This window comes from Pedobacter sp. MC2016-05 (assembly GCF_026239735.1).
In the GTDB taxonomy this organism is placed as follows: Bacteria; Bacteroidota; Bacteroidia; order Sphingobacteriales; family Sphingobacteriaceae; genus Pedobacter.
This window is the reverse complement of the sequence record NZ_JAPIVT010000008.1, coordinates 57559-72354: the sequence shown is the minus strand read 5'-3', so window position 1 is coordinate 72354 and position 14796 is coordinate 57559. Positions and strand designations below refer to the sequence as shown.

Here is a 14796-nt window from a genome sequence, read left to right as displayed (position 1 = left end):
TTACATGCTTTTTAAGTAGCTGTATTCGTGTCTCTTCAACCATTTTGTTTCCCCGAAAAACTGTACCTCTTTTGTGTTTGAATAATTCGTTTTACTGATCGTATAAGTATGTCTAATCAGCGCCGGTTTCTTTTCATTTCCATCCGTACCGCTACTTTCCGTTATAATTTGAGTACTTCCGACACTTAATCTGGTAATCGATTTTACAGCTGCTCCATCGAAGCTATTTCCTTTTGCAGAAATAATTAGGGTGTCCATTGAATTGGCCTCGGGTTCGTTAGGATAGATATTAGAGATCAATAGTTCGTTAGCGTTTAAACCCTTCTTAATCTCGATATTGGCAGGCATGGTATAGGATTTACCTGAAGAATAATCGATATAAGTAAGTCTTCCCTTCCAATTCCCGATAAAAGGTTTTAATTCTTTTCTAGTCATTTTGCTTTGTGCAATAACCTGGCTCGTTGAAAAAATAAGGAAGCAGATGAGCAATTGGAAGCGAATTTTAGTCATGATCTGGTGTTTCTTAAAGTTTGTAATTTAGCATAAATTGGTTTCACTTATTCCATCTTATTCAATCTATTCCAATCGATTAGAATTTCCTCTTTGTATCCACTACGAAGGCTTGAGTTTATTATACTCTTCTGGAGAACTGAACAGCATTTTAAAAACCAACCTGCGTTTCGTTTTTAGCGGTTTCTTCAACAGTGGCCAAAACTTGAAAGTGAGGTTTTGAATGTCTTTTCCAGGCTATTAGCGATGGCACTTCGATTTTTGTAAATTCACATTCATTAGGATAGTTACCCTTACCTGGGCCGTGCACAATAAAGCTTCATCTGCCTCCTACGCGAAAGTCGAAAATATTGAAGGTATTGGTGAAATCTTTTGGTCCACACCAGTCTTTCAAATGTGCTGGATCTGTCTATGCTTTATAAAGGAGTTCTCGAGGAGCATCGAAGTTTCTTGTGCTTAGAATTTCTGATTCTGGCGTGGTACTTATTATTTTTGTTGCCATTGTATGTTTATTCGGTTAGTGATTTAATTTTCTAATTTACATATTTCGCAACTGCTTTAACTAACATATCAACTCACTACCTTTATTACAACTTAAATTTTAAGCACAAATTAGTTAATGTAAACCTGATTGGAACGAAGACGAGTCCCGGTTTTTTCATCGGGTAAATAAGGCGGTAAGCAGGACTGAAAGTGCGATGAAACGCTTGCATTCTTTTCCATATCCAATTAAAAAGCCAAAAATTTAAGGCTTAAACATTCCGGTTTTCTTATTACTTTTGCGCAACTAAAAATTACTCATGAGAAACACCGCATTAACAGAAAAACACATCGCTTTAGGCGCTAAAATGGTTCCATTTGCAGGTTATAATATGCCTGTTACTTACGAGGGTATAAACGCTGAACATGCAACGGTGCGTAATGGTGTAGGTGTATTTGATGTGAGCCACATGGGTGAATTTATACTGAAAGGTGAAAATGCTCTAGATTTAATTCAACGGGTAACCAGTAACGATGCCTCAAAATTATATGATGGCAAAGTTCAATATTCGTGTTTACCTAATCAAGATGGGGGAATTGTTGATGACCTTTTGGTTTACCGTATAGATGAAAAAACCTATATGTTGGTTGTTAATGCATCGAACATTGAAAAGGATTGGAACTGGATTAAACAGTTTAACAATCAAAACGTGGAGATGCACAACATCTCTGAGAAAACCTCTTTGTTGGCAATTCAGGGACCAAAAGCGGCTGATGCTTTGCAGAGTTTAACAGATGTTAATCTGGCTTCGATGGAGTATTATACATTCGTTAAGGGAACATTTGCAGGCGTTGATAATGTCGTTATTTCGGCTACGGGTTATACTGGTGCAGGAGGATTTGAAATTTATTTTGATAATGAGCATGCAGATAAAATCTGGGATGCAATTTTTGAGGCTGGTGCAGCTTATAATATCAAGCCAATAGGCTTAGGTGCCCGTGATACGTTGCGTTTAGAAATGGGTTTCTGTTTGTATGGAAATGATATTGATGATACTACTTCGCCAATTGAAGCTGGTTTAGGCTGGATTACCAAGTTTTCAAAACCGTTTACAAACTCTGATGCACTACAAGCACAAAAAGAAGCTGGCATTCAAAAGAAATTAATTGGTTTTGAAATGATTGACAGAGGAATTCCTCGACATGATTATGAAATCGCTGATGCCAAATTAAATATTATTGGTAAGGTAACTTCTGGAACTCAGGCACCTTCGTTACAGAAAGCAATTGGTATGGGCTATGTAGCTAAAGAATTTTCGAAAGAAGGAACGGAAATTTTTATCAACATTCGCAATACCCCGATTAAGGCTAAAGTTGTCAAGTTTCCATTTTATAAATAGATAAGTAGTAAGTTATAGGTTGTACGTTTTAAGACTTATAACCTATAACTTATAACCCATAACTTCAAAGATGTCAAAAAAAATAGAAGTTTGTTTAACCCCTGCTTTGATCGATCTGTATGATATTGAGCAAAGTATTGTGGTTGTTATTGATATTTTAAGGGCTACCTCGTCGATAACTTACGGAATTGAAAATGGTGCAGAAGCCATTATTCCGGTTGCCAATGTAGATGATTGCTTAAACTACAGCGATAAAGGTTATTTATTAGCTGCGGAGCGGAATGGTGAAGTTGTGGTAGGTTACGACTTTGGGAATTCGCCATTTTCTTATACTAAAGAAAAAGTGGCAGGAAAAACAATTGTTCTTACTACCACAAACGGAACTAAGGCATTGCATTTGGCCAATAAACGGGCTTATCAGGTGGTGATTGGTTCATTTTTAAATTTAGATTCGCTTTGTAATTACCTGGCAAGCCAGGATAAGAATGTGCTGCTACTTTGCGCTGGATGGAAAGACCAATTTAACCTGGAAGATACCTTGTTTGCTGGTGCAGTTGTAAATCAATTGCGCAAAAATTTTCAACACTTCGATGATTCCAGCGTTGCAGCTGAGGATCTATACCTGCTTGCAAAAGACGATTTAAGGAAATATCTACATAAATCTTCTCACAGTCACCGTTTAGCACAATTAGATATTGAGGATGATGTGGTGTTTTGTTTGCAGTTAAATGTTTGTAAGGCTATTCCGGTTTTGGACGGGGAAAGATTGGTTAGCCTAAACCCCCAAACCCCCTGAAGGGGGCTTTAAAAGCATGATGGAAATAGGGGAAGGTGAAAATCTTTTAATTTGCCTGACCCCTTGGCATGCGAAGTCTCTAGCTATAATTTTGCTTTAAAATCCTACAGCTGGTCTTACTTGTGGCGGGCAAATTCACTTTTAGCGGACTGGCGTGATAAGTTCCCTGATTTCTGGGGTTTTTTTAATGGTAATTAAGGCCTCTTCGTGTGCCAGCCAATAAATATCTTCCGCCCGTTTCATATCGAAAGTACTGATAGCACCTAAACCTTTTGGTTCAATCATCACATTACAGAACTTAGCTTTACGCTCCATATCATGGTTTATCGACATAATTCCTGCTCGTCCCATTAAATTGGTAATGCCTGTAATTTTATCTACAGGTTTTAAATGATTGCAAGATGAACCAATAATGAAATCGCATTCTTCCATTAAAGGCTCGACTGGGAAATTATTCAGAATTCCTCCATCAACGTACATCTGCCCATCAATCATTATGGGTTTAAAAATACCCGGAATGCAACTTGACGCTTGTATGGCCCTGATCAATGGTCCTTTGGTAAAATATACCAAGCGCCCTTCACTAAAGTTTACAGCCGCAATTGTAAATGGTATTTTCAGTTTTTCGATGCTATCTTCAGGAAAATATTCTCTAAGTATCTGTGCGGTATTTTCAATATTTATCAACCCCAGTGAGCCAACGGCCGGGCGAATAAAGCGCCAGAGTTTAGTTTTTAAGAAAATGCTTAGTCCTTCTTCGGGATCAATTCCTGCTGCAAAAAAAGCGCCTGCAATTGCTCCCGCACTTGTTCCGCTGATGTGGCTGAAGGTAATTCCCAAATTCTTAAATGCCTTAAGAATGCCAAGGTGCGCTATCCCTCTAATTCCTCCTCCTGATAATACGATACCTACTCTCATTTACAAATACTTGATGTTTAAACTGAAGAACCGCCTAATTTGTTTGCTGGTTGGGCCGTTCCAATTGCCAACGTTTACTTCTGTTTTGGTTTATATTTAGATTGATTGAGAATTTTTTGTGCATCGTTATCTGCCATGAGTTGCTGTAGCGTTATTTTTGGATTTTCGGCCATGTACTTCCTCACAATTTGCCAACCTGTCCATACGCCTAATTTTGGTGCCGACTTTTGGTCGCCCAATGCTGGTGTAAATGGTCCTTCAGAAAGGAAAACCTGGATTTTGTGGTAGTCGGTTTCATAAAGGAAGTTGTTTTCCAAAAAGTAAGCCCAAATATCACCTTCGAAATCTTGGGTCCATTGTAATTGTTGTTGTGTGTAGCCAATTTTGGTCGAGTCGGCCATATTTTCCGGTAATACCTGATCCAGAAAGTAAAGAATTTTTCCCTGGAAAATCATCTTGGATAACAATGTTCGGTTCTCATCCGGTTCTGGAAATAAGTCCTCATGAGCATAGGTTTCAGCCACTCGAGGCACAATATATTCGGGAGTAAATCTTCGCGATAGATATAACGGAACACTTTGGACTATGGCACCATAAAACTTGCTGTCTTTACCTAAAAACATATCTAAACCTATACCCAAATAATTGTCTCCAACGGGCATCTGGTAAGCAAAACCAGAAACAAATGATATTAATTTTGGTACTTTGGCCTTCGGATAATAGTACTTGATGTATTTAAACGTTTCCGTTAAACCCGCTTCCTGAATTTTTAAATTAGGGTAAACACTATCAACTTCCTTTGTTAAATCACTGTAAGCTTTATCATTAAATAGGGTATTCAATATTTCTTCGTTGCTGTAATCAGGAGAGCCGATCATTTTATGAGTGTAATCATCATAAAAAAAACCATACTTTTTTGAAAGAAAGGTATTGGTAGCGGTTACATTTTTATCTTTCGAGGCAAACAACTCTTTATCAAATCGTTCAATTTTTATATCGAGCTTAATGTTGCTTACATCAGGGCGTTTGCTTTGTTTGCAGGAAATAAATGCGGCAGCAAAAAGAAAAATTAGATAAATTTGCCTGTGTTTTACGTTATACATCATGTACAACAAATATAATCACATAAAGCATGAAAAAAATAACGGCTATTTTAATTTTATCTTTTTTGGGTTTTATCGCCTATGCCCAAAATTCTCCTCTAACCAATTATGGTTTCAGATTAGGCCTAACCGCAACACCAACTATCGGTTGGATAAAACCTGAACCTGGAAAAACAAACAGCGTTGCACTTGGGTTTTCTTATGGATTGATAGGAGATTTTAATTTTGCCCCGAACTACAGTTTTTCAACGGGTTTAACCATTACAACTATCAACGGAAAAAGTACTGAGGTAAACGTTTCGCCTTATTATGCAAATGCAAATAGTAGTATTCCTGTGGCTTACGATTTGAAATATAAGATGCAATATATTGAGTTGCCCTTAACGGTGAAGCTTAAAACGCTAAAAACTGATGGCAAACGTTGGTATGGGCAGTTTGGTTTATCCAACGGATTTAACATTAGCGCCAAGCAAGATGCAGTAAGTGGTGCTAGTACTGTTGGCGATAATCAAAAAATATCAGATTTTACGAAATTCTACCGGGCGGGTTTAATACTCGGAGCTGGAGGTGAATTCGATATTTCTGGTAACGCAAGCATTTTGGCTGGTTTAACTTATAATAATGGTTTTACTAATATCACAACCGATAAAAATCGAGACGTGAGAAACCATTATCTTGCGCTTAATTTTGGTGTATTTTTTTAATTTGCATTTTACATTTTTTTTAATATTCGATACTTAATTCTTCAAAATGAAAATAGCGCTGGCCCAACTCAACTACCACATTGGTAATTTCGAAAACAATACGAACAAGATTGTAGAGCACATTCAGCTTGCAAAAAGTAAAGGTGCTGATCTGGTTGTGTTTGCAGAGTTGGCTGTTTGTGGTTATCCACCGCGAGATTATCTGGAGTTTGATGAGTTTATAGCCCTTTGCGAAGATGCGGCTCAAAAAATTGCAAAGAGCTGTATGGATATTGCCTGTATTATTGGCTTGCCGGTTAAAAACGACATTCTCGATGGTAAGGATTTGTTCAATGCGGCTTATTTTATCGAAAATGGTAAGGTAAAAGCCGTAACAAAGAAAGCATTGCTGCCCACTTATGATGTATTTGATGAATACCGTTATTTCGAACCTGCTTCAAGCTTCAGTTGTATTGATTTCAAAGGGAAAAAGATTGCGCTAACCATTTGTGAAGATTTGTGGAACATTAATGATAACCCATTATATGTTTCAAACCCAATGGATGAATTGATTAAGGAGCAACCCGATTTAATGATCAATATTGCGGCTTCTCCTTTTTCTTATACGCATGATGATGAACGGATTAAAGTATTGGCCGATAATGCAAAGAAATACAATTTGCCGGTTTTTTATGTAAACCAGGTGGGTGCGCAAACGGAAATTATATTCGATGGTGGCTCACTCGTTTTTGATGCCGATGGCGCCATGAAAGCTGAAATGAAATATTTTGAAGAAGACCTTCAAGTATTTGATTTAAACGAAGTTGAAAATGTTAAAAATAAATACCCACAGCCCGAACGGTTAACCGATATAGAGCAAATTCATGATGCATTAATCTTGGGCATTAAAGATTATTTTGAAAAATCAGGCTTTAAAAGGGCAGTTTTAGGATTATCGGGCGGCATTGATTCTGCAGTGGTCTGTGCGCTGGCTTGTCGTGCTTTGGGTGCTGAAAATGTAATGTCGGTTTTAATGCCTTCTAAGTTTTCTTCAGATCATTCCATTCAGGATGCTTTAGATTTGGTAAAAAATATTGGATGCCAGCATGAGATCATTGCTATAAAGGAAGTAGCGGAAGCTTTTGATCACATTTTAGCACCAGCTTTTGAAGGTCTGCCTTTCAATTTGACTGAAGAAAATATCCAGGCCCGTATTCGTGGGGTGATAAATATGGCCATGAGTAACAAATTTGGCTATATTTTACTTAATACATCCAATAAAAGTGAGTGCGCTGTTGGTTATGGAACCTTGTATGGCGATATGTGTGGGGCAATCGGGGTAATTGGCGATGTGTATAAAACCCAGGTGTTTGAATTGGCGAGATACATCAATAAAGAAAAAGAAATTATACCAGTAAACACGATTGTTAAACCACCTTCGGCAGAGTTAAGGCCAGATCAAAAAGATTCTGATTCGTTACCCGACTACGACACGCTCGATCGCATCTTATATCAACACATCGAAAGAAAAAAAGGATCAAAAGCAATTATTGAGCAAGGTTTTGATGAAGAACTTGTCAAAAAGATAATCAAAATGGTTAACGTAGCTGAGTTTAAGCGATATCAAACTCCTCCAATTTTAAGAGTTTCGCCTAAAGCCTTCGGTATGGGTAGGCGAATGCCAATTGTAGGTAAACACCAGATCTAGTAGATTTAAGGATGTTGAAAAGCTTGTTGACGAATAATCAACAAGCTTTTTTTGAGTTATGCCAACGTTGCCTCAACGGTGATTGAAGTATTTAATAATTTTGAGATCGGGCAGTTTTTCTCCGCATCTGCTACTAATTCATCGAATTTTTCTTGAGAAAGCTCTGGAACCTCCGCAGTTAAAGTCAAATGCGATTCTATAATTTCTCCCTTTGAAGGATCTAAGTTAATTTCACATTTCGTTTCCAATTTAGTGGCGGTAAAACCTGCTTCAGCTAAATTAGCAGAAAGCTTCATGGTAAAACATCCTGCATGCGCAGCGGCAATTAATTCTTCAGGGTTGGTACCGACTCCTTCTGCAAAACGAGAATTGAAAGAGTATTGTGTGTCATTTAATGTAGTGCTTTGTGTGGTCAGTTTACCGGCACCTTCTTTAATAGATCCTTGCCATACGGCTGTTGCATTTCTTTTCATGTTGATTATTTTTTTTGAGATAAGATTCTAACAATAAATATAATCTAATATTTGTATAGCAAACGCAATTATTTCGTTAACATTTCATAAAGTTTTAATCTTCTTTTTCTACGTTAGATGGATCTCCTGTAGGTGTTGTCTTCATTCTTAATGATTGGATGAGTAAGATTCCGACGCCAATCATGATTGATATATCGGCAATATTAAAAACACCGGTTTGGAAGATTTGAAAATCCATGTGCATGAAATCAGTAACCGAACCGTGAACAATCCGGTCGTACAAATTACCCATTCCACCGCCAATTAAAAAGCAAAGCGCAATTTGCATGGTGCTCGGTAAATTCTTTTTTGAAAATAAATAATATAGGCCATAACCTAGAAATAAGACGGGTAGACCTGTTAAAATGATGAGACGAAAAATATAAGGCATATTGTCGCCTAAACTTAAGAAAGCCCCACTGTTCTCCACTTTAGTTAGGGTGAAAAAATTTTTAATCAACACAATATGTTCGTAATCAGAAATCTCATTTCGAACGACGAATTTTGAAATTTGATCAAGGGCGATGTTTAAAATCAAAACAATCAGAAGGAAAAACCAGGTGTAATTTTTATGGTATTGCATTTCTTTGAATTTTAGCGAATAATGTCAGCATCAACGGGTGTGTAGCCCAAGATTCTGCTCAACGACATGATTTGTCCTTTGTGGTGAAACTCATGCGTAATCACGTGTGTAAACAATTGCAAGACACTAATCTTTGTTGTTGTGCCATTGCGAACAATCTGAATCTCTTCTTGATAGTTTCCTTCAAACTGATTTAAAAATTGATCGATGAAAAGATTAACCCGGTTAAAGTATTTAATACAATCATTCAATGTTGAGTAATTGTCGAAAGCGGGATATGTTGATGGTAAACCTAATCCGCGCTCAGCAATCCATGAGGAGTAAGTATCGCAAATGTGAACCAACAGATTACGGATAGAACCTTTGCCAAAAGCACTGTTATCGCAAATAAAGTCTTCGTGAGATATGGTTTTAATGTAATCTAAAATGGTTTCTCTGGAAAACAAAACGAGTTCATATTGTTGTTTCAGCATAAAATTACTTTTTAATCCACTTTTTATAAGGAATAATAAGCGCCAGGATTAAAGCTAATATAGAAAGCGCTTTTGCAATGATGTCGCCATTTTTGGTGTAAAATGTCAGTTCATCATTGAGGTTGATATCACCTTTTAGGGCGGTTCTTGTCCACCATTTTGTACTTTGAGTAATATCGCCACGTTGATTGATAAAGCAAGAGATACCAGTGTTTGCCGATCGGGCTATGTCTCTGCGGTTTTCGATGGCCCGTAGTTTGGCATACATTTCATGCTGGTCTTTGCCTGATGTATTTCCCCACCAGCCATCGTTGGTAATAATGGCAATAAACTGTGCGCCATCTTTAACTTGTTGTCCTATCCAATCGCCCCATAAGCTTTCATAACACACTACAGGTGCGGCACCAATGCCACTTTGTGCATATAAAACACTGGGTTTTTCTTGCCAGCCCCATCCACTAACACTTCCGCCTAGTTCAGAAAAAACGCCGTCTAAAAATGAGAATATTTTTGGAAAAGGCATTTTTTCTGCTCCTGGAACAAGTTTCGATTTATGGTAAAACTGAACATTGGCTGAATTTTCCAACTGCATTGCCGTGTTAAAATTATCGTAATACCGCCCGCTGCGCTCGTCAAGTTTTGCAGATATTGTCTTTTTATCCGCATAAATTTTTACGGTTTCCATTCCGGTAATTAAAGTGCCGTTTCTATACTTACTTAAAAAGTTCTGTAGAGTAATAACTTCAGGATATATCCTAATTTGATCCTCATCGGCATAAATGGGCACAGCAGTTTCCGGCCAGATAAAATATTCGGTATTCGGTTGTGCAAGGGAATCAGATAAATGAGTCAATATCTGAATTTGCTCTTCAGGAGGAATTTCACTTAGCTTCTTGTAAGGATCAATATTGGGTTGAACGACTACCACATTGCTGGGGGTACCTTGTTGTTCGGCATTAGAGTATTTTACTAACGAAATTGTCGCTGGAACAAGTACGACTAAAGCCCAAATACCCGCTGGTTTAAATTTCGCATATCCGGTTGTTGATTTGAATGTTTTGTAAGCTTCGAAGGCGAAAATATTGCTTAACAAAATCCATAACGAACCGCCATAAATACCGGTATAATCATACCACTGCGCAAGCTGGTGCATACCTGCCAGGCCATTTCCTAAAGTCATCCATGGGAAAGCCAGATCCCAGGTTTGTTGTAAATATTCAAGTGCAATGTAAAATGAGATCAAGCCTAAATAGGCAATCACTTTATTGGTATATGTACTTAAGCGATAAAAAAGCCAGAAAGCGGTAGTCATTAAAAATGCTCCCAGTCCGTAAGGAATTATGGAAACTGGAATAGCAACGGCGGTGCCATTGTAGGCACTAATGGCATTATATACCCAATAGATAGAGGCTGTGTTCCAAATTAGAAAAGTAAGCCCCGCGGTTAAAAAAACTTTTTTGCCTTTCTTTTTTCGGTCGCTATTAAAAATCGAATCAAGTGCAATAAATAAAGGCACTAATGCAATAAGCAACAGCGGAGTTGTAAAGGGCATAGGTGGCCAGGCCAGCCAAAGTAAGAAGGCGCTTAATATGGCTAATAGATAGCTTTTTTTCATTTTTTTGGGAAATGGGCAATAGGAAATAGATTAGTTGGTTGACTTTGTGTCTGCTTCACTATTCTCCATTCCCTATTTCCTGAATTTAAAAACTATCTAAAATTGCTGCTTTTTTAGCTTCGTATTCTTCCTGAGTAATCAAGTGTTTATCATAAAGCGTTTTCAGCTTACGAAGTTTTAATGTAGTCTCATCTTCCGGCTCTTCTACTACTTCCGCAATTTGAATTGGCTCAGGTTCTGGAGTATGAGATTCAATAGGTGTAAAATCTGCGAAAGGTTGAGGCGCTGGCTGAATAGGTGCAGCTGCCCGATCTTCTTCCAGTTTCTGCTGTCTTAAAGATTCCTTATAATCTTCTAGCTGCTCATTTGCCGTTTGGTACAACTTTCTGGCCTGCGTTTTAGGTATAAACTCTGTAACGATGTTTTCGCCAGTTTGCGGCACACAAATAAATTTTGAACCAAACAATTCTTCCTTAAATGAAACCTCTTTGATGTTTTTAAGCGAAATGTCTTTAAAGTTCATGGTCAACCCTAAATTTCCCGGCTCGCAATAAAAAATGCGTTTATTAGTTACTGCAATGCTATCTGGCAACAAGTTTACAGCAGGTTTTTTTTGTACGGCGAGGTATAAAATTTCTTCGCCTGTTGTTAAAAGGTCATTAAGCTTTCCGATAACCTTTTCAACCGCTTTTGGGTCTTGTTCGTCGCTTAAAAATCTATCTATGCTAATCATAATGGTTATTTTTTAACTAAGATAATTTAATATCTCATTTTTTAAAACGGGTATATCTTTTATAATAATTTTCCATATAACGATGTCATTAACGTTATCGTAGGAATGGATTATTTTATTCCTTAAATCAACGATCTGCCTTGAATAAGAGATTTTAATTTGCTGATTTATTTTGATCAATTTGTTAATTGCTTCGCCAATTATTTCCAGTTCACGTTCAACAGCTCTTCGCTTTATTTTATTAGCCTTGTAAACTTCAAAATCAAGGTTGTTTTCCAAACGTCAGTTAGTAGCTTTTTCTCCTCTAGTGAACTCATATCAACTGTATTTTACTCTCATTGATACTTTCTATAAGATATGGATTACTCAACGTTTCCTCAGCAACCAACTCGACATCTCTGTTTAACAAATCCTGCAGTTCATAAAGTAGATTAAAATAATTTTCTCCATAACGCTCGAAATCTGTTTTATTTGAGAAGTTTACCAAAAAATCTATATCGCTGTATTCTTTGAGGTTATTTTTAGCTGCGCTACCAAATAAGCAAGCCTCATTAACATCGTATTTTTTAAAGAGCAATTTTATTTGAGGTAGATGATTCGAAATTAAACTTTCCATAATCTTTAATTAAATCAATCAATCTTAGGCATCGTTGTATTTATCCTTGCTCTTTGTTCTTTTATCCTTACTCATATCTTTCCCTGCAATGCAAATTACGAATTCTCCCTTTAAAGTATTGTTCTCGAAATGTGATTTTATTTCTAATAATGTGCCTCTAACGGTTTCTTCGAACATTTTGGTAAGTTCTCTACTTACGGATGCCTGTCTATCCGCCCCCAAATACTGGGCAAACTCTTCCAAGGTTTTTAATAGGCGGTGTGGACTTTCATAAAGTATGATGGTTCGATCTTCTTCGGCAAGTTTTTTAAATTTAGTTTGACGGCCCTTTTTTACGGGCAGAAACCCTTCAAAACAAAAGGCCTCAGCAGGTAAACCGGAATTTACCAATGCAGGCACAAACGCCGTTGCACCTGGCAAGCATTCTACATCAATTTCGTTTTTTATCGCTTCGCGGACAAGAAAAAAGCCTGGGTCTGAAATAGCCGGCGTTCCAGCATCTGAGATCAACGCAATTTTTTGTCCTTCCTGTAAAAATTTGATGATCTCCGAAGTCGCCTTATGTTCGTTGTGCTGGTGGTGGGAAAATACCCGTTTATCAATGCCAAAGTGTTTAAGCATGGGTGCACTTGTGCGGGTATCTTCTGCTAAAATTAAATCGCACTCTTTTAAAATCCGAATTGCCCGAAAGGTCATGTCTTCCAAATTGCCAATCGGCGTAGGTACGAGGAACAGTTTGCCCATTTGATTTTAGATTTTAGTTTTCCGAGTGACGATTGGTTGACGGGTAACTATACTTGAAATTTTGATTTGCGGATCTAATTGACCACGGGTATAAAAATCCAAAATCGTAACTCGTAATTCGTAATTCAATCCTATCTTTGTAAAAAAATTAAATAATGCTGCAAGTTAACTATATCCGCGAAAATAGAGAGAAAGTTTTAGAACGTTTGAGTGTACGTAACTTTAAACAACCAGAGTTAGTAGATGAAATTATCAAAATTGATGAAGATCGTCGTGCTACCCAAACCTCCCTTGATCAAATTTCCGCAGAAGCAAATGCAGCAGCCAAACAAATTGGCGATTTAATGCGTACAGGTAAAAAGGAAGAGGCCGAAGCTATTAAAGCACAAACCACTTCTCACAAGGAAAATATTAAAAGCCTCACCGAAAGATTAAACGAGCTGGAAACTGCTCAGTTTAATGCGGTCGTTCAGTTGCCGAATTTACCTTACCATTTAGTGCCAACTGGCTCTACTGCCGAAGAAAATGAGGTGGTTTATGAGCATGGCGCACCGGCAGAATTGCCAACCAAAGCGTTACCACACTGGGAACTGGCGGCTAAATACGATATTATCGATTTTGAATTAGGGGTTAAAATTACGGGTGCAGGTTTTCCGGTTTATAAAGGAAAAGGAGCGAGGTTACAACGTGCTTTGATTAATTTCTTTTTAGATCATGCAACTGCTGCGGGCTATAAAGAAATGCAGGTGCCCCATTTGGTAAATGCTGCATCTGGTTTTGGTACTGGTCAGTTGCCAGATAAAGAAGGACAAATGTATCATTCAACTGTTGATAATTTATATCTAATTCCTACGGCAGAAGTTCCGGTTACCAATTTATACCGCGATGTAATTATTAAGGAAGAAGATTTGCCGATAAAAAACACAGCTTACACACCTTGCTTTCGTAGAGAGGCTGGTTCTTATGGGGCGCATGTTCGTGGTTTAAATCGTTTGCATCAGTTTGATAAAGTCGAGGTGGTTCAGATTACACATCCTGAAAAATCTTACCAAACGTTGGAAGACATGAGTCACTATGTACAGTCTTTGTTACAGGAGCTTGGCCTGCATTACCGTGTTTTGCGTTTATGTGGTGGAGATATGGGCTTCACTTCTGCCATGACTTACGATATGGAAGTATGGAGTGCAGCACAAGAACGCTGGTTAGAGGTTTCTTCAGTTTCCAACTTCGAAACCTATCAGGCCAACCGTTTAAAACTTCGCTTTAAAGGTAAAGAGGGCAAAGCGCAATTGGCACATACATTAAATGGAAGCGCATTGGCATTACCTAGAATCGTAGCATCAATTTTAGAAAACTATCAAACTGATAACGGAATTAAAATTCCAGAAGCACTGGTAAAATACACAGGATTTGATATGATTGATTAGGTTTTCCACAAGTCGTCATTGCGAGGTACGAAGCAATCTCTTTTGCTGTTAATTGCTTCGTACCTCGCAATGACGGAAAATAAATAGGCACAAAAAAAGCTTTACATCACTGCAAAGCTTTTCGTTTTTTATAGATAGATGTAATTGTTTTTCTGATTATAGAATCAAAATCAATAATAAGATGATGATGATAATTGCACCAACTGAAAGATAAACGCCTCCAGAAACTGCACGGGCCTGACCTTTCAATTCTCTTAATTCGCTGCGTAATGCCTTACGTTCTGCTCTTGTTAAATTAGATTTATCCATATCCCTAATTTCTTCGACACGAGTTTTAATTCTTTCTAACTGTGCAGATTGTTCAGCCGTTAATTCTGTAGGGTTTTTAGCAGGTTTGTTAGCCGCTTGAACAGAGTTGAAGCTGATACCTAAAGAGAAAATAAGTGCTAGTGTGTAAATGAATTTTTTCATAATTTCTATTTTTTAGTGTTTCGA

The 14796-nt window shown here is 37.6% G+C and carries 17 protein-coding genes; 5 read left to right on the top strand and 12 right to left on the bottom strand.

Features of this window, described 5'->3' with window-relative positions; all coding sequences use genetic code 11:
• Window positions 1-435 carry a hypothetical protein gene (locus tag OQZ33_RS12525; RefSeq protein WP_265799363.1) on the bottom strand — a complete coding sequence of 145 codons (435 nt, stop codon included), beginning with the start codon at window positions 433-435 and terminating at the stop codon, window positions 1-3.
• An 875-nt stretch (window positions 436-1310) separates the two neighbouring features.
• Here OQZ33_RS12525 and gcvT point away from each other — a divergent pair.
• A complete protein-coding gene (gcvT, locus tag OQZ33_RS12520) occupies window positions 1311-2390 on the top strand; it encodes a glycine cleavage system aminomethyltransferase GcvT (RefSeq protein WP_265799362.1) in 1080 nt (359 codons plus the stop codon).
• Between the two features lie 70 nt (window positions 2391-2460).
• Window positions 2461-3186, top strand: coding sequence for a 2-phosphosulfolactate phosphatase (locus OQZ33_RS12515; protein WP_265799361.1), 726 nt, complete (start codon window positions 2461-2463; stop codon window positions 3184-3186).
• Window positions 3187-3327: 141 nt separating this feature from the next.
• On the opposite strand, the gene OQZ33_RS12510 is transcribed toward OQZ33_RS12515, so the two are convergent.
• Both OQZ33_RS12510 and gldB read right to left on the bottom strand, forming a co-directional pair.
• Complete coding sequence (locus OQZ33_RS12510; protein WP_265799360.1) at window positions 3328-4104, bottom strand: patatin-like phospholipase family protein; 777 nt, start codon at window positions 4102-4104, stop codon at window positions 3328-3330.
• 74 nt (window positions 4105-4178) lie between these two features.
• Window positions 4179-5210 (bottom strand): gliding motility lipoprotein GldB, encoded by a 1032-nt coding sequence (gene gldB / locus OQZ33_RS12505; protein ID WP_265799359.1) that lies wholly within the window; start codon window positions 5208-5210, stop codon window positions 4179-4181.
• Window positions 5211-5236: 26 nt separating this feature from the next.
• On the opposite strand from gldB, the gene OQZ33_RS12500 reads away from it, so the two are divergent.
• Together OQZ33_RS12500 and OQZ33_RS12495 are read left to right on the top strand one after the other, a co-directional pair.
• The gene (locus tag OQZ33_RS12500) at window positions 5237-5911 is read left to right on the top strand and encodes a porin family protein (RefSeq protein ID WP_265799358.1); all 675 of its coding nucleotides are present in this window, start codon (window positions 5237-5239) and stop codon (window positions 5909-5911) included.
• 46 nt (window positions 5912-5957) lie between these two features.
• Complete coding sequence (locus OQZ33_RS12495) at window positions 5958-7598, top strand: NAD+ synthase (RefSeq protein WP_265799357.1); 1641 nt, start codon at window positions 5958-5960, stop codon at window positions 7596-7598.
• A gap of 56 nt (window positions 7599-7654) precedes the next feature.
• Here OQZ33_RS12495 and OQZ33_RS12490 read toward each other — a convergent pair whose 3' ends face one another.
• From OQZ33_RS12490 to rsmI, 8 genes are all read right to left on the bottom strand, one after another.
• Complete coding sequence (locus OQZ33_RS12490; protein WP_265799356.1) at window positions 7655-8071, bottom strand: OsmC family protein; 417 nt, start codon at window positions 8069-8071, stop codon at window positions 7655-7657.
• A gap of 94 nt (window positions 8072-8165) precedes the next feature.
• Entirely contained in the window at window positions 8166-8693 is a 528-nt protein-coding gene (gene lspA, locus OQZ33_RS12485; protein ID WP_265799355.1) for a signal peptidase II, read from the bottom strand.
• Window positions 8694-8704: 11 nt separating this feature from the next.
• A complete protein-coding gene (locus OQZ33_RS12480) occupies window positions 8705-9166 on the bottom strand; it encodes a DinB family protein (protein WP_265799354.1) in 462 nt (153 codons plus the stop codon).
• 4 nt (window positions 9167-9170) lie between these two features.
• Complete coding sequence (gene lnt / locus OQZ33_RS12475; RefSeq protein WP_265799353.1) at window positions 9171-10781, bottom strand: apolipoprotein N-acyltransferase; 1611 nt, start codon at window positions 10779-10781, stop codon at window positions 9171-9173.
• 85 nt (window positions 10782-10866) lie between these two features.
• On the bottom strand, window positions 10867-11514 hold the full coding sequence (locus OQZ33_RS12470; RefSeq protein WP_265799352.1) for a PH domain-containing protein: 648 nt from the start codon (window positions 11512-11514) through the stop codon (window positions 10867-10869).
• A gap of 12 nt (window positions 11515-11526) precedes the next feature.
• A complete protein-coding gene (locus tag OQZ33_RS24310; protein ID WP_265799351.1) occupies window positions 11527-11793 on the bottom strand; it encodes a DUF86 domain-containing protein in 267 nt (88 codons plus the stop codon).
• A gap of 34 nt (window positions 11794-11827) precedes the next feature.
• Window positions 11828-12130, bottom strand: coding sequence for a nucleotidyltransferase family protein (locus OQZ33_RS12460; protein ID WP_265799350.1), 303 nt, complete (start codon window positions 12128-12130; stop codon window positions 11828-11830).
• A 24-nt stretch (window positions 12131-12154) separates the two neighbouring features.
• A complete protein-coding gene (gene rsmI, locus OQZ33_RS12455; RefSeq protein ID WP_265799349.1) occupies window positions 12155-12874 on the bottom strand; it encodes a 16S rRNA (cytidine(1402)-2'-O)-methyltransferase in 720 nt (239 codons plus the stop codon).
• A gap of 155 nt (window positions 12875-13029) precedes the next feature.
• Here rsmI and serS point away from each other — a divergent pair, with 155 nt between their 5' ends.
• Window positions 13030-14301 (top strand): serine--tRNA ligase, encoded by a 1272-nt coding sequence (serS, locus tag OQZ33_RS12450; protein WP_265799348.1) that lies wholly within the window; start codon window positions 13030-13032, stop codon window positions 14299-14301.
• 156 nt (window positions 14302-14457) lie between these two features.
• Here serS and OQZ33_RS12445 read toward each other — a convergent pair whose 3' ends face one another.
• A complete protein-coding gene (locus OQZ33_RS12445; RefSeq protein WP_265799347.1) occupies window positions 14458-14772 on the bottom strand; it encodes a hypothetical protein in 315 nt (104 codons plus the stop codon).
• Window positions 14773-14796: the final 24 nt, after the last annotated feature.

Bases quoted from the DNA above. Each gene is read 5' to 3' on its own strand.
- lnt (WP_265799353.1), bottom strand. From the start codon at position 10,781: ATGAAAAAAAGCTATCTATTAGCCATATTAAGCGCCTTCTTACTTTGG.
- OQZ33_RS12460 (WP_265799350.1), bottom strand. From the start codon at position 12,130: ATGGAAAGTTTAATTTCGAATCATCTACCTCAAATAAAATTGCTCTTT.
- serS (WP_265799348.1), top strand. From the start codon at position 13,030: ATGCTGCAAGTTAACTATATCCGCGAAAATAGAGAGAAAGTTTTAGAA.
- rsmI (WP_265799349.1), bottom strand. From the start codon at position 12,874: ATGGGCAAACTGTTCCTCGTACCTACGCCGATTGGCAATTTGGAAGAC.
- OQZ33_RS12495 (WP_265799357.1), top strand. From the start codon at position 5,958: ATGAAAATAGCGCTGGCCCAACTCAACTACCACATTGGTAATTTCGAA.
- gldB (WP_265799359.1), bottom strand. From the start codon at position 5,210: ATGATGTATAACGTAAAACACAGGCAAATTTATCTAATTTTTCTTTTT.
- OQZ33_RS12500 (WP_265799358.1), top strand. From the start codon at position 5,237: ATGAAAAAAATAACGGCTATTTTAATTTTATCTTTTTTGGGTTTTATC.
- OQZ33_RS12525 (WP_265799363.1), bottom strand. From the start codon at position 435: ATGACTAGAAAAGAATTAAAACCTTTTATCGGGAATTGGAAGGGAAGA.
- OQZ33_RS12490 (WP_265799356.1), bottom strand. From the start codon at position 8,071: ATGAAAAGAAATGCAACAGCCGTATGGCAAGGATCTATTAAAGAAGGT.
- OQZ33_RS12480 (WP_265799354.1), bottom strand. From the start codon at position 9,166: ATGCTGAAACAACAATATGAACTCGTTTTGTTTTCCAGAGAAACCATT.
- OQZ33_RS12510 (WP_265799360.1), bottom strand. From the start codon at position 4,104: ATGAGAGTAGGTATCGTATTATCAGGAGGAGGAATTAGAGGGATAGCG.
- OQZ33_RS12470 (WP_265799352.1), bottom strand. From the start codon at position 11,514: ATGATTAGCATAGATAGATTTTTAAGCGACGAACAAGACCCAAAAGCG.
- gcvT (WP_265799362.1), top strand. From the start codon at position 1,311: ATGAGAAACACCGCATTAACAGAAAAACACATCGCTTTAGGCGCTAAA.
- lspA (WP_265799355.1), bottom strand. From the start codon at position 8,693: ATGCAATACCATAAAAATTACACCTGGTTTTTCCTTCTGATTGTTTTG.
- OQZ33_RS12445 (WP_265799347.1), bottom strand. From the start codon at position 14,772: ATGAAAAAATTCATTTACACACTAGCACTTATTTTCTCTTTAGGTATC.
- OQZ33_RS12515 (WP_265799361.1), top strand. From the start codon at position 2,461: ATGTCAAAAAAAATAGAAGTTTGTTTAACCCCTGCTTTGATCGATCTG.